Here is a 16,812-nt window from a genome sequence, read left to right as displayed (position 1 = left end):
GGCTGTCCGAAACCGGCCGCACGGCCCTGCCGCGCCTCGACGCGCATGCCGGGCCGCGCCGGCATCGGGGCCTGTCCGAGGGGGTCCTGACTCGGTGAACCCGGCGGTGCGCCGACGGGCGGCCGGGTAGCGTCGGGCTCGTCCTGAAAGGGGGTCCGGTCATGAGTGAGCGTGCTGTACCGGCGCGTGTGCTGGCCGCCGAGCGGCTCGCCGCCGAGGCGGGGTTCGAGAAGAGCTGTATCCGTGCGGTCGGCAGGCTGCTGCGCACGGCCGCCGCCGCGAAGCCCGGCGGGGTCGTCGCAGAGAGCGGCACCGGCTCGGGGGTCGGGACGGCCTGGCTGCACAGCGGCCTCGGCGAGGGTGCGCGGCTCGTGACCGTGGAGCGTGACGAGGAGCTGGCCCGCCGGGCGGCCGGGCTCTTCGCCGACGACAGCCGCGTCGGCGTCCTCACCGGCGACTGGCGGCTGCTCGAACAGCACGCCCCGTTCGACGTCTTCTTCTGCGACGGCGGAGGCAAACGGGACGATCCCGGGCGGGTCGTCGACCTGCTCGCCCCCGGCGGGATCCTCGTCCTGGACGACTTCACCCCATCGGCCGAGTGGCCGCCCCGGTTCGAGGGCGAGGTGGACGAGCTGCGCCTGTTCTGTCTGACCCATCCGGACAGGACGCGTCCGAAGTCCTGACCACACCCACCGCTTCTGCGATCGTCGCGGCCCGGCGCGGGGCGCCCCGGTAGACGAAACGGCAGCGCGCGGGACCTGATCCCACGGGCTGCCGCGTGCCGGGAGCGGTCAGTGGCGCACCGCTTCCGCCTCCCGCGGGACATGGCCGGCCACGATCCGCTCGCGTCCGGCGACCGGGGCCCGGCGCCGGTCCACCGCGTAGGCCAGCGACGCCACGACCAGGCCGAGGACGGCCAGGGCCACACCGGCCAGGGCCGGGGAGGTGACGCCGAAGCCCGCGGCGAGGGCGAGTCCGCCGATCCAGGCGCCGCCCGCGTTGGCCAGGTTGAAGGCGGCCTGGTTGGCCGAGGAGGCCAGGGACGGGGCCGAGGAGGCCTTCTCCATGACCATCAGCTGGAGCGGGGAGCCGGTGGCGAAGGCCGCCATGCCGAGCAGGACCACGGCCACGGCGGCCGTGACCTCGGTGCGCATCAGCAGCGGGAACAGCGCCAGTACGGCCACCAGCGAGACGAGTCCGCCGAACAGCGTGCCCCGCAGGGAGTGGTCGGCCAGACGGCCGCCCAGCAGGTTGCCGGCGGTCGCGCCGACGCCGAACAGCGCCAGCAGCAGGGTGACGCTGGCGTCGGCGTAACCGGCGGCGTCCGTCAGCATCGGCGTGATGTAGCTGTAGGCCGCGAAGAGGGCGCCGAAGCCGGCGACGGTGGTGCCCAGCGACAGCCAGACCGGCAGGGAGCGCAGGGCGGCGAGTTCGCCGCGCAGGCCCTGGGCAGTGGTGTGCTCGTGGTCGTGCGGGATGAGGAACGCGAGGGCGGCGATCGCCGCCAGGCCGATGGCGCTGACGCCGAGGAAGGTCGCCCTCCAGCCGAGGTGCTGGCCCATGAGGGTCGCGACCGGCACGCCCACGACGTTCGCGACCGTCAGGCCGAGGAACATCAGGGAGACCGAGCGCGCCCTGCGTTCGGGGGCGACCATGTTCGTCGCGACGACGGCGCCCACGCCGAAGAAGGCGCCGTGCGGCAGTCCGCTGAGGAAGCGGGCGGCCAGCAGCCAGCCGTTGTCGGGCGCGAGGGCCGACAGGGCGTTGCCCACCACGAACAGTCCCATCAGGCCGATCAGGACCGTGCGGCGGGACATCTTCGCGGTGACCGCGGCCAGCAGCGGGGCGCCGATGACGACGCCCAGCGCGTACGCCGACACCAGATGGCCGGCGCTGGGTATCGAGATGTTCAGGTCGTCCGCGACGTCGGGCAGCAGGCCCATCATCACGAACTCGGTCGTACCGATGCCGAAGGCGCCCACGGCGAGGGCGAGCAGGGCCAGGGGCATGAAGGAGCCTTTCGAGACTTGCTTGGAGATCCGTACGCGTATGTTCAAGTACGGAACAAAGTCTCGCAGGCGCACTATTCCACGAGGTGACGCCCGGGTGGCGGTTTTCTGACGGAAGAGCCCTGACCAGGGGTTTTCAGGAACCGCTTGTGGCGACCCTCACACGGGCCGCGACCGGCAGATGGTCGCTTCCCGTCTGCGGGAGGGTCCACGAGCTCTCCGGCTTCAGGCCCCGGACCATGATCTGGTCGATGCGCGCCATCGGGAACGACGCGGGCCAGCTGAAGCCGAACCCGTTGCCGGCCGCGCCCTGGGTGGAGCGCATCTGGGACGTGACGGCGTTGAGGGCGCGGTCGTTCATGGTGCCGTTCAGGTCGCCGAGCAGGACGACGTTCTCCAACGGCTCGTGGGCGATGGCCTCGCCGAGGTAGTCGGCGCTCCGGTCGCGCTGCCGGGCGGTGAAACCGGCCTCCATCTTCACGCGCACGGACGGCAGATGGGCGACGTAGACGGCGACCTGCCCGGCCGGGGCGGTCACGGTGGCGCGCATCGCGCGGGTCCAGCCCATGTCGATGTCGACGCCCCGCACGCCGGTCAGCGGGTACTTGCTCCACACGCCGACCGTGCCCTGCACCGAGTGGTAGCGGTACGTCGACGCCAGCGCCTTCTCGTACGTCGGGACCGCGGCCGGCGTCAGTTCCTCCAGGGCCAGCACATCCGCGCCGGAGGCGGCCACGTCGCGGGCCGTGCCGGAGGGGTCCGGGTTGTCGGCGTTGACGTTGTGGGTGACCACGGTGAGGTCGCCGCCGGGCGCGGTCTTGTCGCTGACCTGGCCGCCGAAGAGGTTCAGCCAGACCACGGACGGCAGCAGCACCGCGATCAGCGCGGTCGCGGACCTGCGCACCAGGGCGAGGACGAACAGCAGGGCGACGGGGATCCCCAGCCAGGGCAGGAACGTCTCGATGAGGCTGCCCAGGTTGCCGATCGTGTTCGGGATGCGGGAGTGCAGCACCATGACCAGGGCCAGCAGCACCGCGAAGCCCGCCAGGAACAGACCGCGCCGCCAGATCCGCGGGTCACCGCGCCAGGGGCTCGCCAGCCGGTCGAACAGGCGCCGAAGCCGGGTTCCCCGCTGCTCGGGCCCCGAGCCGCCGTTGTCCGTCTCCGTCATGTACGCCTGCTGCGCCATACCGTCGCCTCACTGCCTGCCGTGCACACCATCGCCCCCGTGTCCTTACGACCCTAGGGGATGATCCGTTCCGTTCCCGCCGTCCTTCGACGGCCGTACGGGGGCGATGACGTTCGAGTCCCCGCGGCGAGTTCCGCCCATGCCCGCCGAAAGCGCCGTCTGTGACGAAACGCGCACACTAGGGCTCGTGGGAGAGCGAACTGACGGGCGGTGAGCTGTCGGGGCGCAGCCCTTCGAGCAGGGTGTCGACTATCTGCTCGGCGAGGTCGTCGGGGAGGTCGGCGTCCGGGCGCAGCACGGCACGCACGAGCATCGGACCGACGAACAGGTCGTTCAGCAGTTCGAGGTCGAGGTCGGCGCGCAGTTCGCCGTTGCGCTGGCCGCGGCTCAGCACCTCCAGGCCGAGCCTGCGGCGCGGGGCCACGACGGTGGCGTGGTACGCCGCCCACAGCTTCGGACTGCTCTTCATCTGGGCCTGGACGCTGTGCAGGATCGCCGAGGAGCGGTTGGCCAGGCCCCGTCGGCGCACCTGCTCCAGCAGCACCACCAGGTCGTCGCGCAGGGAGGTGCCGGGGAGCGGCGGGTCCGGCGGTTCGGCGGTGCGCACGACGTCGACGAAGAGTTCCTCCTTGCCGCTCCAGCGGCGGTAGATGGTGGCCTTCCCGACGCCGGCGGTACGGGCGATGCGCTCGATGGACAACTCCGCGAGGGGGACGCCCTCCTCCAGGAGTTCCATCACGCCCTCGATGATGGCGCGCTCGACGGCCTCGCTTCTGGGACGCCCCCTCCCGGGACCGTCGTGCGGGGGGTGCCGTTCGGCGAGGCTCACGTCGCTGCGTCCTTTCCTGACCGGGTGCAGACACTTGCTGCACGGACGGTGAATTCTCCCGCAGGCCTACGACCGGGTGGGTGCCAACTCCTGTTCCCCTTCCGCCCCTTTGGGTGCCGGTGGCCTGCCCGGCAGGAACAGCGCCACCACGACCGCTCCGGCCAGGGCGACGCCCGCGCCCCACAGGGCGGTGATGTGCATCGCGTGCAGGAAGGCGTCGTAGGCCGGGGTGATCAGGGACTCGCCCCGGGGGCCGAGCCCGGCCGCGACGCCGAGGGTGGCCTCGATGGACTCCCCGGCGGTGTGCCGCAGGCCCGGCGGGAGCGCGCCGAGCTTGTCCTCGATGCCCGTGCGGTAGGCCGTGGACAGCACCGAACCGAGGACGGCGATGCCCAGGGCGCCGCCGACCTGACGGAAGGTGTTGCTGAGGGCGGAGGCGGAACCGGCCTTCTCGCGGGGCAGGGCCTGCATGATGACGACGCTGACCGGCGTCATGATGTGCGCCATGCCGGCGCCCATCAGGAAGAAGATCACTTCCAGGATCCAGATGGGCGTGTCCGCGTCCAGGGTGGCGAAGGCGGCCAGCATGGCGGCGATGACGAGCAGGCCGGCCGTGGTGGTGGCCCGGTTGCCGAAGCGGTCGACCACCAGCCGGGCGCGGGGCGCGAAGATCAGCTGTGAGGCGGCCAGCGGCAGCATCAGCAGACCGGTCTGCAGCGGCGAGTAGCCGCGCACGCTCTGCGTGTAGAAGACGGAGAAGAAGGTCACGCCCATCAGGGCGAAGAAGACCAGCGCGACGGCGGCGATGGCGGCCGAGAAGACCTTGTTGCGGAAGTAGGTGACGTCTATCGACGGGTGGTCGCTGCGCTTTTCGAACAGGACGAACACGACGAGCACGACGAGACCGGCGCCGATGGACGCCAGCACGGTGGGGTCGGTGAAGTCGGCGAGCTGGCCGCCCTCGATGATGCCGTAGACGAGCAGGACCAGGCCGACCACGGACAGCACCACGCCGACGGGGTCGAGGCGGCCCGGGTTCGGGTCCCGCGAGTCGGGGACCAGCCAGGCCATCAGCGCGAGCGTGAGCACCACGATCGGCACGTTGATGAGGAAGACCGAGCCCCACCAGAAGTGGTCCAGCAGCACACCGCCGGTGATCGGGCCGATGGCGACGGCCAGGCCGACGCCGCCCGCCCAGATGCCGATGGCCTTCGGCTGCTCCTCGCGCTCGAAGACGTGCATCAGGACGGCGAGGGTGGCGGGCATGACGAACGCGGCGCCCAGTCCCATCACCGCGCGGAAGCCGATCAGCTCGGCGGGCGAGCCGGAGAACGCGGCGAACGCGGAACCGAGGCCGAACACGGCGAGCCCGCCGAGCAGCACCTTCTTGCGCCCCAGCCGGTCGCCGAGCAGCCCGGCGGTGAACAGCAGGCCCGCGAAGACGAGGGTGTAGGCGTTGATCGCCCACTCCAGCTCGCTCTGCGTGGCGCCCAGGCCGGTCGGGGCCGGGGTGGAGATCGTCTTGATGGCGACGTTCAGGATCGAGTTGTCGAGCACGACGATCAGCAGGCTCAGCATCAGCACGCCGAGGATCGCCCAGCGGCGCCGGTGCACCGCTTCCGGTACGCGGGGGCCGGTGGGGGCGGCCGGATCGGCAGGATTAGTCATGCGGACGAGCCTAGAACCCTTCCGATACGAGACCGTCTCGTATCGGAACACTCTTACCCGGCTCTTACGTGCCCGCCACACGGGGCCCGGGGCGGAATGGGGCCGGGGTGGAACTCACAGGGCCTCCCCTAGCCCTCGTTGACACGAGGTGCCACCATGGACGTGGTCCGGGGACGCCGTCAGGGCGCCTCGAGATGACGTGTTAGGAGCCGTGTAATGACGCAGCTTCCGGCTGCCCAGACTGCTCAGGCCAAGCCCTCCGACAGCGGCAGGGCGCTGTACGGGGGCAAGGGCACCCGCCGTATCACCGTGCGCGACATCGCCGCCGCCAAGGAGCGCGGCGAGAAGTGGCCGATGCTCACCGCCTACGACGCGATGACCGCGTCCGTCTTCGACGAGGCCGGCATCCCGGTGATGCTCGTCGGCGACTCGGCGGGCAACTGCCACCTCGGGTACGAGACGACCGTGCCCGTCACCCTCGACGAGATGACGATGCTGTCGGCGGCGGTCGTACGGGGCACCTCGCGCGCCCTGATCGTCGGCGACCTGCCCTTCGGCTCCTACCAGGAGGGCCCGGTGCAGGCGCTGCGCTCGGCGACCCGGCTGGTGAAGGAGGCGGGCGTACAGGCCGTGAAGCTGGAGGGGGGCGAGCGGTCGCACGAGCAGATCCGGCTGCTCGTCGAGTCCGGCATCCCGGTCATGGCGCACATCGGGCTGACCCCCCAGTCGGTCAACGCGATGGGCTACCGCGTGCAGGGCCGCGGCGAGGAGGCGGCCCAGCAGCTGCTGCGGGACGCCAAGGCCGTGCAGGACGCGGGCGCCTTCGCGGTGGTGCTGGAGCTGGTCCCGGCGGAGCTGGCCGCCGAGGTGACACGGGTGCTGCACATCCCGACGGTCGGGATCGGGGCGGGCCCCGAGACCGACGCGCAGGTGCTGGTGTGGACGGACATGCTCGGCCTGACCGGCGGGCGGGTGCCGAAGTTCGTGAAGCAGTACGCCAACCTGCGTGAGGTCATGGGCGACGCGGTGAAGGCGTTCGCGGACGAGGTCGTCGGCGGAACGTTCCCGCTGGAGGAGCACTCCGTCCACTAGAGCCCGTCCACCAGAGCGCACAGAGCCACAGCGGTACCACGGACAGCCCGTCGGCCTTCCCCCAGTCGACGGGCTGTCCCCTTCGCCGGGGCCGCCGGCAGAGGCTGTCGGCGGCTTGTCGGTGATCTGTCGGTGGACGCTGAGAGCGTCTGTCTCATGACGCGAATCGACACACGAACCGGCGGCGCCGCTGTGACCGTGCGGGGGCTGGTGAAGCACTACGGGGAGACCAAGGCTCTGGACGGGGTCGACCTGGAGGTGCGGGAGGGCACCGTGATGGGGGTGCTCGGGCCGAACGGGGCCGGGAAGACCACCCTCGTGCGGATCCTGTCCACGCTGCTCGCGCCCGACTCGGGGCAGGCCACCGTGGCCGGGTACGACGCCGTACGGCAGCCGCGACAGCTGCGGCGGGTGATAGGACTCACCGGGCAGTACGCCTCCGTCGACGAGAAGCTCCCCGGCTGGGAGAACCTCTACATGATCGGGCGGCTGCTCGACCTGCCCCGCAAGGAGGCACGCGCGCGTGCCGACGAACTGCTGGAGCGGTTCTCGCTGACCGAGGCCGCCAAGCGGCCCGCGAGCACCTACTCCGGCGGTATGCGGCGACGGCTCGACCTGGCCGCCTCGATGATCGGGCGGCCCGCCGTGCTGTTCCTCGACGAACCCACCACCGGCCTCGACCCGCGCACCCGCAACGAGGTCTGGGACGAGGTGAAGGCGATGGTCGGCGAGGGTGTGACGGTGCTGCTGACCACGCAGTACATGGAGGAGGCCGAGCAGCTCGCCTCCGAGCTGACCGTCGTGGACAAGGGCAAGGTCGTCGCCGGCGGGGGCATCGAGGAGCTCAAGGCCAAGGTCGGCGGGCGGACCCTGCGGATCCGGCCGGCCGACGTCACGCACCTGCGGCCGCTCGCCGCGCACCTGGACGACCTCGGCATCACCGGGCTCGCGACCACCACCGTGGACACCGAGGCCGGCACCCTGCTGGTGCCGGTGCTCAGCGACGAGCAGCTGACCGCCGTGGTCGGCGCCGTCACGGCGCGGGGCGTCACCCTCGCCGCCGTCACCACCGAACTGCCCAGCCTGGACGAGGTGTTCCTGTCCCTCACCGGCCACCGTGCCAGTGCCCCGCAGGACACCGTGCCCACCGAGGACCGCGAGGAGGTCGCCGTATGAGCGCCACCACCCTTCCCACCCCGGCGACGACCGACGCCCGCATCACACTGCGCGGGCACCTGCGGCACACCAGTGCCCTCGTCCGCCGCAATCTGCTGTGGATCCGCCAGGACCCGGAGTCGATGGCCGACGCGCTGCTGATGCCGGTCATCTTCACCCTGCTGTTCGTGTTCGTGTTCGGCGGCTCGATCGGGCAGGCGCTGGGCGGCGGGCAGGACCGGTACGTGCAGTACGTGATCCCCGGCATGATCGCGATGATGAGCATGACGCTGTCCCAGGGCGTCGGCACCGGCTTCAGCCAGGACTTCAACTCCGGTGTCATGGACCGCTTCCGGTCCCTGCCCATCGGACGCGGTTCGGTGCTGTTCGCGAAGATCTCGGTGGAGCTGTTGCGGATGCTGTTCGCGACCGCCGTGCTGATGATCGTCGCCGTCGCGGTCGGATTCGACATCACCAACTGGCCCGGGCTGTTCGCGACCGTGGCCCTGTCCACGGCCTTCGCCTCGTCGATCATGTGGGTGTTCCTCACCCTGGGCGTGATCATGAAGAGTGCGCAGTCCGTGCAGGCGATGGGCTTCCTGGTGCTGTTCCCGCTCCAGTTCGGCTCGTCGATCTTCGCGCCGACCACGTCGATGCCGGGCTGGCTCCAGGGCTTCACCGACTACAACCCGCTGTCCACGCTCGCCGACGCCTCGCGCGGCCTGATGGTGGGCGGGCCGGTCGCGCACGACCTGTGGGTGACGCTGGGCTGGTCGGTGGCGATCACGGCCGTGATGGCGCCCGTCGCGATCCACAAGTTCCGCACCAAGAACTGACCGACGGGCGGTCCGCGTCAGAGCAGGGCGACGGCCTCTTCCAGGGAGAGGCTGTCGCCCTGCGCGTACGCGGCCTCGTACGCCGCGTCGCCGAGCGAGGCCCGGGCCTGGCGCTCGGCCCGCTCACGGGTCACCCGCTCCTGGAGCTGGGCGACGTGACCGGCCGGCAGCAGGGCGTCGAAGGCGCCCAGGCAGCGGGCCGCGTCCGCGGCGCGCCGCCCGCCGTCGAGACCGGCCAGGGCCCAGGCGCCGACGATCAGGTATCCCGAGCGCATATGGGGCGTGATGGCCGTGGCCAGTGGATCACCGGCCCGCTCCAGCGCCTTGCGGATCAGGTGCAGGCACTCCTCGTGCCGTCCCTCCGCGGCGTCCAGCCAGGCCTCCGCGCCGAGGATGAACGCGTCGAAGACGATGAAGTGGGCGATACGGAAGTCCTGGCGCAGCCGCCGCAGGTGCTCGCGCGCCTCCGCGACCCGGCCCGTCATGCCCAGCCGGGCGGCGAGGAACAGCCGCGCGGCGGGCATCGCCTCGCTGTGCGAGTCCGCGCGTTGCGCGATCACCTCGCGCAGCAGCCGCTCGCCGCGTTCGTCCTCGCCGGCCTCCAGCAGGGCGCTGCCCAGGCGGGCGGTGAGGACGGCTGCCTGGGCGCGGGCGCCCAGGTGCTCGGCGTGGGCGATGGCCGCCTCGTAGTCGGCCGCGGCCAGGGCGTGCTGACCCTTTCGTTCATGGGCCTCGGCGCGGGCGGACAGGGCCTCGGCGGTGCCCCACGCGTCGCCCAGGCGCCGGTAGATCTCCAGCGACTCGTCGGCGTCCCGCGCGGCGTCGCCGGCCCAGTCGGTGCGGTTGGCGAGGAAGTTGGCCCGCATCTGAAGGCCGGAGGCCAGTTCCCAGTCGAAGCCGGGTGTCCGGCGGCAGGTGTCGATGGACGCGTCGATGATGACGCGCAGCCGGTCCATGTCGCCGGTCAGCATCACGGCGAAGAACCAGAGCAGGCCGGGCAGGCGGCAGTTCTGCGGCAGGCCCGGTTCGTAGGTCCGGGCGATGATCCGCAGCTTGCGCTGGGACCGGCCGTTCTGCCAGGCATCCAGTTCGGTGTCCATGCAGGCGAGATGGGCCAGGTGGATGCCGCGCCGGGCCTCCCACAGGATCTCGCCGGTCATCGGGGGCGGGGCGTCGGTGCAGCGCGGCCACACCGCGGCGGCGGGGCGGACGGGCTCGTCGAAGGGGTCCGGGCCCAGCGCCATGATCTCGCGGCACCAGTTGCGGGCCTCGATGCGCAGGTCGCGCATCTGCCAGTACCAGACGAGGGACAGCGCCAGGCACAGCGCCTCCTGCTCGTCGCGCGCGGTGACGGCGTGGCGCAGGGCCGTGCGCAGGTTGTCGTACTCCCGCTCCAGCCGGTGGATGGCGGCGAGCTGGCCGGGGCCGCGCAGCAACGGGTCGGTGACGCGGGCGAGTTCACGGAAGTAGATCAGATGGGCCCGCTCGGCCTCGGCGCGCTGCCCGGACTCGTCCAGCCGTTCGGCGGCGTACTCGGCGACGGTCTCCAGCAGCCGGTAGCGCATCTCCCCGTCGGCGGGCCCGTCCGGCGGGGCGGCCACGACCAGGGAGCGGTCGACGAGGGAGCCGAGCGCTTCCAGGGCGGCCGGTCCGCACACGGCCTCGGCGGCGGGCAGGTCGCAGCCGCCGGCGAACACCGACAGCCGCCGCAGGACGTCCCGTTCGTCCTCGTCGAGCAGGTCCCAGGACCAGTCGACGACGGCCCGCAGGGTCTGCTGGCGGGGCAGGACCGTACGACTGCCCAAGGTGAGCAGGCGGAAGCGGTCGTCGAGCCGGTCGGCGATCTGGCGGGGCGTGAGCATCCGCAGCCGGGCGGCGGCCAGTTCGATGGCCAGCGGCAGACCGTCGAGGCGCCGGCAGATCTCGGCGCACGCCTCCGGGTCGTCCTCGGTCCGGAATCCGGGCCGGGCCGCGGCGCCCCGGTCGGCGAGCAGCCGCAGCGCGACCGGCTCGGGCAGCGGCTCCACCGGGCGCAGCAACTCGCCCGGCACACCGAGCGGTTCCCGGCTGGTGGCCAGGACGGTGAGGTCCGGGCAGCGTGCCAGCAGTTCCTCGGTGAGCCGGGCGGCGGCCTCGGCGACGTGCTCGCAGTTGTCGAGGATCAGCAGCATGCGCGGCCGGGAGCAGTGCTCGGCGAGCCGCTCGACGGGGTCGTCGAGCCGGTCGGCCACGGCCGCCCGGATGCCCTCGGCGCCCGCTCCGTACAGCACGGTCTCGCGGGCGCCGACGGCGGTGAGCACGGCCTCGGGGACGGCGGCCGGGTCGTCGACCGGGGCGAGTTCGGCGAGCCACACGCCGCCCGGCATGGAGTGCCGTACGGCCTCGGCGGCCTCCTGCGACAGCCGGGTCTTCCCGGCGCCGCCGGGCCCGAGCAGGGTGACCAGCCGGGCCGCAGCGAGATCCCCGCGGATGGTCTCGATGTCGGTTTCCCGGCCGATGAAGGAGGTGAGGCGGGCCCGCAGATTCCCCACGGTCCCGCCCGGTTCCGCGGCGGCGGGCACGGGGGTGTCCCCGAGGCGGAGCAACTCCGCGTGTAAACCGCGCAGTTCCGGGCCCGGGTCGGCGCCGAGACGGTCGGCGAGCAGGCGCCGCACGTCCTCGTAGGCGTCCAGTGCCTCCGCTGTGCGGCCGGCGTCGCGCAGGGCCCGCAGGCGCAGGGCCTGAAGGGGCTCGTCCAGGGGGTGGCCGTCGCACAGCGCGGTCAGTTCCGGCAGCGACTGCTCCGCCCGGCCGAGGGCGAGGGCGGCGGTGTGGCGGGCGCGCAGCGCGTCCAGGCGGCGGGTGTCCCGGCGGGCCGCCTCCGCGGTGCGGTCGGGCAGGTCGGCGAGGGCGGGGCCGCGCCACAGGGCGAGGGCCTCGTCCAGGACCACGGCGGCCTTGGCGGGGTCGCCGTCGGCCAGCGCCCGCAGGCCCTCGCCGGTCAGCCGCTCGAAACGGTGCAGGTCGACGTCGTCGGGCGCGGCCACGAGCCGGTATCCGCCCTCGGCGGAGGCGATCGCGTCCGGCCCGAGCGCCCGCCGCAACCGCCCGACCAGCGCCTGCAACGCCCCCGGCGCGTCGGCGGGCGGCTCCCCGCCCCACACCTCGTCGACGAGGATCGCCACGGGGACGGTGCGCCCCGCGCGCAGCGCGAGCACGGTCAGCAGCGCGCGCAACCGCGCCCCACCGACCGGAACGGCGGTCCCGTCGGTGCGGAGAGCCTGCGTGGTGCCGAGGATGCGGTAGTGCACGGGCTCATTGTCTCCGGTGTCACGGGGCCGGGTCACGGCGGTCGGCGGCGCGGCGGGCGTTCAGGGCCGCCGGGGGCGAGGACGGGCAGTTGCGGGGAAAGGGGCGGGCGGTTGCCGCCGCGCCCGGAGCTCGCCGCCGGACGCCGGCGGGGCGGCGGGGCCGCGAGGCGTGCGGGGCCCGGGGTGGGCGGGGGGGAGGTGCGTCACGCGCCTTCGCGTCCGTCACGGGCCGTCGTTCGTCCCGCCCCGTGCCACGGGTCTCGAACCCGTCGGCCACCCGGCGGGGTCCGGCCGGCCGCGTCTCCTCGGCGTGCTGAGGCTGTCCAGGAGGGCCGCCAGGTCCGCCGCCGAGATGTCCCGGGTCTCCGCGCCGGGCTCCGCGTCCTGGTGGGCGATGCCCCGCGTCTCGCGGACCGCGTGGGAGAGCCGGGAGTCCGTGCCCGGCACGTCCAGGGTCACCAGCAACCCCGACTCGCGGGACCGCCGCCCCCGCCCGTCCGCCGCCCGCTCCCCCTCGGTCTCGGTGAACCACTTCGGGCACCGGCCGACCGCCCGCAGCCGCCGTTGCCCGGGCACCGGCTCGTAGGAGCGCGATCCCGGCTCCGTCTCGGCCCAGGTCTGGGTCACGACCTGCACGGCGCGTACCCGTCCGCCGGCCTCGGGCCACTTCGCGCCGTGCCGTTCGACGGACAGCAGCCCGGCCGCCCGGGTCCCTCCTCCCGGCTCCGGGCGCCGGTCCTCGTCCGCGTCGGGGTCCGCCGCCAGGGCCACGGGCAGGCCTGTCTCCTCCCGGACCATCCGTACGCCGCCCACGTCCTCCACGGGCCCGGCGATCTGCGTGAGCTGGTCGTGCCAGCCACCGCCCAGCACGGTCTGCGGGTCCACGAGCAGCAGCGGCCAGCGCACCTCGTCCCCCACCGAGAACGGCGTACCGCAGCACTCCATCTGCCAGTCCTCGTAGTACACGTGCCAGAGCCCCATGACCCCACCCTCCCCGGAACCGACCGCCCGCGCGAGACGTTTTTCACCTGCGCCCAGTACTGTCGGGCCGTCCCACCCCGTGTCGATGAGTGCAGGGAGCCCCATGACCACCGCCACCACCCGCCACAGCGAGCGGCGGATCAGTCCCGTGTTCGTCGGGATCCTCGCCGTCACGGCGGTCACGGGATGGGCGACCTGGACCGGCTTCGCCGAGCAGCCCGGCGTCGCCGTGTTCCTGTTCGTGACGGCCGCCTGGATCGTCTCGCTGTGCCTGCACGAGTACGCGCACGCGCGCACCGCCCTGCACAGCGGTGACATCTCGATCGGCGCCAAGGGCTATCTGACCCTCAACCCGCTGAAGTACACGCACGCGCTGCTCAGCATCGTGCTCCCGGTGATCTTCGTGATCATGGGCGGCATCGGACTGCCCGGCGGCGCCGTTTTCATCGAGCGGGGGCGGATCCACGGGCGCTGGAAGCACAGCCTGATCTCGGCGGCGGGCCCGCTGACGAACGTGCTGTTCGCCGTCGTCTGCACCGCCCCGTTCTGGCTGGACGCGCTGGACGGCGTGCCGAACGACTTCCGGTTCGCGCTGGCCTTCCTCGCGCTGCTCCAGGTGACGGCGGCCCTGCTGAACTTCCTGCCGGTGCCGGGCCTGGACGGCTACGGGGTGATCGAGCCCTGGCTGTCGTACGGCGTCCGGCGCCAGGTGGAGCCGTTCGCGCCGTTCGGCCTGCTGTTCGTGTTCGCCCTGCTGTGGCTGCCGGCGGTCAACGGCGTGTTCTTCGACGTGATCGACGCGATCCTGAAGTCCCTCGGGATCAGCGACTTCGAGACGTACTGCGGCCAGGAGCTGTACCGCTTCTGGCAGGGCTCGAACGAGTTCTGCTCGGCGGCCCCCTGACCGGTCAGCCGTTGACGGACTTCCGCTGCTTGGCGCGCTTGACGTAGTACCAGCACATGTTGGACGACAGGCCCGCCAGCAGCACCCACACGATGCCCAGGAAGCTGCCCCGTGTGAAGGAGACGACGGCGGCGGCCACGGCGAGGACGCAGACGAGCAGGGCGTAGAGGGCGAGTCGCCGGGCCGGGTCGGGCGGGAGCAAGAGGGGCATGGCGGTCGGCTCCTGTCGGGGGACACTTCTGGCGCGGCTGGTACCGCTGCTGCCGTCCAGTGTCCCCCACGGACCTCACCGGCTCACACGTCGGTGACGCGCAGCCCCGCGTGCGCCTTGTAGCGGCGGTTGACGGAGATCAGGTTCGCCACCAGCGACTCCACCTGGTGGGCGTTGCGCAGCCGCCCGGCGAAGATGCCGCGCATGCCGGGGATCCGGCCGGCCAGGGCCTGCACGATCTCGACGTCCGCCCGCTCCTCCCCGAGCACCATCACGTCGGTGTCGATCTCGTCGATCTCCGGGTCCTGGAGCAGCACGGCCGACAGGTGGTGGAAGGCGGCCGTGACCCGGGAGTCCGGCAGCAGGGCGGCGGCCTGCTCGGCGGCGCTGCCCTCCTCGGGCTTCAGGGCGTAGGCGCCCTTCTTGTCGAAGCCGAGCGGGTTGACGCAGTCGACGACGAGCTTGCCGGCCAGTTCCTCGCGCAGCGACTCCAGGGTCTTGCCGTGGCCGTCCCACGGCACGGCGACGATCACGATGTCGCTGCGGCGCGCCGTCTCGGCGTTGTCGGCGCCCTCGACGCCGTGGCCGAGTTCCTCGGCGGCGGCCCGGGCGCGGTCGGCCGCCCGCGAGCCGATGATCACCTTCTGGCCGGCCTTGGCGAGCCGGTAGGCCAGGCCCTTGCCCTGCGGCCCGGTCCCGCCGAGCACCCCGACCACGAGTCCGGAGACGTCGGGCAGGTCCCAGGGGTCCTTGGCGGGCGCCTTCTGGGCGTTGGCGGTGGCAGCACTGTCGGTAGAGGTCATGGCCCCGACTCTACGACCGCGCCGCCGCCCTCCACGGCTCAGGTCAGCTCCGTCACGGGCACCCGGCGGAAGGTGATCGTCTCGTAGGCGCCGAAGTCGCCGGTCTCGTACAGCAGGCCCACGGTGTCCGCGTCGATCCGCACGAGATCCGAGTAGGCGGCGGGCAGGCCGTCCACCGTGTACGCCGGGCGCCAGGTGGTGCCGCCGTCGGTGGAGGCCCGGATCGTCATCAGGGCGCGGAAGCCCGGGTCGGCGGGGCCGGAGTAGAGCAGCAGGTCGGGGTCGCGCAGCTGGAGGACGGCGGCCTCGCAGACGGGGGCGGTGAGTCCGGCCTGCGGGCGGAAGGGCTTCACCAGGGTCTGCCCGCCGTCGGCCGAGTGGGCGTCGGCGCGGGTGCCGGGAGAGGGCGAGTCGTTGCGGGTGTTGAAGTAGACGCGGCCGTCGGGGAGTTCGGCGGCGGTGGTCTCGTTGGCGTTGACGTAGCCGTCGGTGTCGTCGTCGACGTAGCCGATCCGCCAGGTGGCGCCGGAGTCGTCGCTGAGCAGGCAGTGGCCGCCGTTGTACCGGGGCTCGGTGCCGTTGTCCGTGCCGGTGGGCGGCAGGGAGTGGTTGGCGGGGACGACGATCCTGCCGGTGCTCAGCCGGATCGCGTGGCCGGGGGTGGTGGCGTACCAGCGCCACTCGGGCCGCTTGGCGTCCCGGGTGATCTCCCTCGGCGCGGACCAGGTGCGGCCCTCGTCGTCGCTGTGCCGCACCCAGACGCGGCGTCCGTCCGCCGCGCTCACCTTGCCGCGCCGGATGGCGTCCTCGGTGGCGGAGGCCGCGTTGCGCACGTGCACCAGGAGGACACGGCCGGAGCCGGTCACGACCGGGGCCGGGTTGCCGGCCAGGGCGTCGCCGTTGCGCGCGGCGACCTGGAGTGGCCCCCAGGTGCGGCCGCCGTCCGAGGAGCGTTTCAGGACGACGTCGATGTTGCCGAAGTCGTCCCGGGACCCGACCCGGCCCTCGCAGAAGGCGAGCAGGTCACCGGTGCGGGTGGCGACGACGGCGGGGATACGGAAGCTGGCGTATCCCTCCTGTCCGGCGCGGAAGGGGACGCTGGTCCGGGTCATCGGCGGGTTCCTCCGGTCGTTCGAGGGCGGTACGGATGACCGGTCGGCCTACCCAGGCCGGGCGAATACGGGGTGAACGTCACGTCACGGGTGACCGGTCGGGGCAGGATGCGGTGCCATGGATGCGGTACGGGTGGCACTGCTGCGGGAGGTCCTCGCCGGGACGGAGTGGCTGGGGGCCACCCGGCGGTTCGCCGGGGCGCTGCGCGGCTCGGTGGTGTCGCACGGGGGTGGGCTGCTGCTCGTCGGCACCCCGGAGTACGAGCCGTGGCATCTGGCCGCACATCTGGTGGACGAGGCCGCCTGGTCGGGCACGCCCGAGCTGGCCCCGACGCTGGTGCGGCACGCCGCCCGCCCCTCGGACCCGGCGCACCTGGCGGTCGGCCTGGGCCGGCTGGAGGCGGCCCGGCGGGGCGAGACCCTGCTGGTGGTCGCGCCCGGGAGTCCCGCCGCGCCGCTCCTGGAGCGGGTTTCCGACGCCCGCCGTGCCGGTGCGACGGTCCTGTCCCTCGGCCCGGACCGGGGTGAGCTGCCGTCCGTGGCGCACGAGACCCTGGCCGTTCCCGACGGCTCGGAGCTGGACCTCGACACGGTGCAGCACCTGGTCAGCGCGGCGGCCGGGGAGAACGCGCTGCCGACTCCGCGGGGGCGGCGCCGCCTGCGGGACCGGGTGGCACGGCTGGCGGAACACCTGACGGCACCGCCACCGGCCCGCTGGTGAGGGTGCGGTCGT

Annotated in this window: 14 protein-coding genes and 1 pseudogene; 6 read left to right on the top strand and 9 right to left on the bottom strand. The window is 72.9% G+C overall.

Annotated elements, in window-relative coordinates; all coding sequences use genetic code 11:
* The first annotated feature begins 161 nt into the window (after positions 1-161).
* Positions 162-736 (top strand): annotated as a pseudogene (locus tag AB0I06_RS23375) (class I SAM-dependent methyltransferase).
* Positions 737-791: 55 nt separating this feature from the next.
* Here AB0I06_RS23375 and AB0I06_RS23370 read toward each other — a convergent pair.
* From AB0I06_RS23370 to AB0I06_RS23355, 4 genes are all read right to left on the bottom strand, one after another.
* On the bottom strand, positions 792-2,009 hold the full coding sequence (locus tag AB0I06_RS23370) for an MFS transporter (protein WP_363120780.1): 1,218 nt from the start codon (positions 2,007-2,009) through the stop codon (positions 792-794).
* Positions 2,010-2,145: 136 nt separating this feature from the next.
* Entirely contained in the window at positions 2,146-3,198 is a 1,053-nt protein-coding gene (locus tag AB0I06_RS23365) for an endonuclease/exonuclease/phosphatase family protein (protein WP_363120779.1), read from the bottom strand.
* A 178-nt stretch (positions 3,199-3,376) separates the two neighbouring features.
* The gene (locus AB0I06_RS23360) at positions 3,377-4,027 is read right to left on the bottom strand and encodes a TetR/AcrR family transcriptional regulator (protein WP_363120778.1); all 651 of its coding nucleotides are present in this window, start codon (positions 4,025-4,027) and stop codon (positions 3,377-3,379) included.
* A gap of 66 nt (positions 4,028-4,093) precedes the next feature.
* On the bottom strand, positions 4,094-5,695 hold the full coding sequence (locus AB0I06_RS23355) for an MFS transporter (protein ID WP_363120777.1): 1,602 nt from the start codon (positions 5,693-5,695) through the stop codon (positions 4,094-4,096).
* Between the two features lie 216 nt (positions 5,696-5,911).
* On the opposite strand from AB0I06_RS23355, the gene panB reads away from it, so the two are divergent.
* The 3 genes from panB (at position 5,912) to AB0I06_RS23340 (ending at position 8,778) form a co-directional block, all read left to right on the top strand.
* Positions 5,912-6,787 (top strand): 3-methyl-2-oxobutanoate hydroxymethyltransferase, encoded by an 876-nt coding sequence (gene panB, locus AB0I06_RS23350; RefSeq protein WP_363120776.1) that lies wholly within the window; start codon positions 5,912-5,914, stop codon positions 6,785-6,787.
* 156 nt (positions 6,788-6,943) lie between these two features.
* Positions 6,944-7,963, top strand: coding sequence for an ATP-binding cassette domain-containing protein (locus AB0I06_RS23345; RefSeq protein WP_363120775.1), 1,020 nt, complete (start codon positions 6,944-6,946; stop codon positions 7,961-7,963).
* Positions 7,960-8,778: an ABC transporter permease gene (locus AB0I06_RS23340; RefSeq protein ID WP_363120774.1), complete on the top strand. Its 819-nt coding sequence runs from the start codon at positions 7,960-7,962 to the stop codon at positions 8,776-8,778. Before AB0I06_RS23345 ends, AB0I06_RS23340 begins: the two co-directional genes overlap by 4 nt.
* A gap of 17 nt (positions 8,779-8,795) precedes the next feature.
* On the opposite strand, the gene AB0I06_RS23335 is transcribed toward AB0I06_RS23340, so the two are convergent.
* Both AB0I06_RS23335 and AB0I06_RS23330 read right to left on the bottom strand, forming a co-directional pair.
* Positions 8,796-12,068: a BTAD domain-containing putative transcriptional regulator gene (locus tag AB0I06_RS23335; RefSeq protein WP_363120773.1), complete on the bottom strand. Its 3,273-nt coding sequence runs from the start codon at positions 12,066-12,068 to the stop codon at positions 8,796-8,798.
* A gap of 222 nt (positions 12,069-12,290) precedes the next feature.
* Positions 12,291-13,049, bottom strand: coding sequence for a DUF6578 domain-containing protein (locus tag AB0I06_RS23330; protein ID WP_363120772.1), 759 nt, complete (start codon positions 13,047-13,049; stop codon positions 12,291-12,293).
* A gap of 103 nt (positions 13,050-13,152) precedes the next feature.
* Here AB0I06_RS23330 and AB0I06_RS23325 point away from each other — a divergent pair, with 103 nt between their 5' ends.
* Positions 13,153-13,953 (top strand): site-2 protease family protein, encoded by an 801-nt coding sequence (locus AB0I06_RS23325; RefSeq protein ID WP_363120771.1) that lies wholly within the window; start codon positions 13,153-13,155, stop codon positions 13,951-13,953.
* Positions 13,954-13,957: 4 nt separating this feature from the next.
* Here the strand turns inward: AB0I06_RS23325 and AB0I06_RS23320 are convergent, their stop codons facing one another.
* The 3 genes from AB0I06_RS23320 to AB0I06_RS23310 form a co-directional block, all read right to left on the bottom strand.
* The gene (locus AB0I06_RS23320; RefSeq protein ID WP_363120770.1) at positions 13,958-14,164 is read right to left on the bottom strand and encodes a hypothetical protein; all 207 of its coding nucleotides are present in this window, start codon (positions 14,162-14,164) and stop codon (positions 13,958-13,960) included.
* Between the two features lie 83 nt (positions 14,165-14,247).
* Positions 14,248-14,967, bottom strand: a complete 720-nt coding sequence (gene npdG, locus AB0I06_RS23315; RefSeq protein WP_363120769.1) for an NADPH-dependent F420 reductase — start codon at positions 14,965-14,967, stop codon at positions 14,248-14,250.
* Positions 14,968-15,005: 38 nt separating this feature from the next.
* Positions 15,006-16,079: a sialidase family protein gene (locus AB0I06_RS23310; protein WP_363120768.1), complete on the bottom strand. Its 1,074-nt coding sequence runs from the start codon at positions 16,077-16,079 to the stop codon at positions 15,006-15,008.
* 118 nt (positions 16,080-16,197) lie between these two features.
* Between AB0I06_RS23310 and AB0I06_RS23305 the strand changes: the two genes are divergently transcribed.
* Entirely contained in the window at positions 16,198-16,800 is a 603-nt protein-coding gene (locus AB0I06_RS23305) for a hypothetical protein (protein WP_363120767.1), read from the top strand.
* Positions 16,801-16,812: the final 12 nt, after the last annotated feature.

The sequence above is a fragment of the Streptomyces sp. NPDC050674 genome, assembly GCF_040654575.1.
Lineage (GTDB): Bacteria > Actinomycetota > Actinomycetes > Streptomycetales > Streptomycetaceae > Streptomyces.
This window is presented reverse-complemented; position numbering and strand designations above follow the sequence as displayed.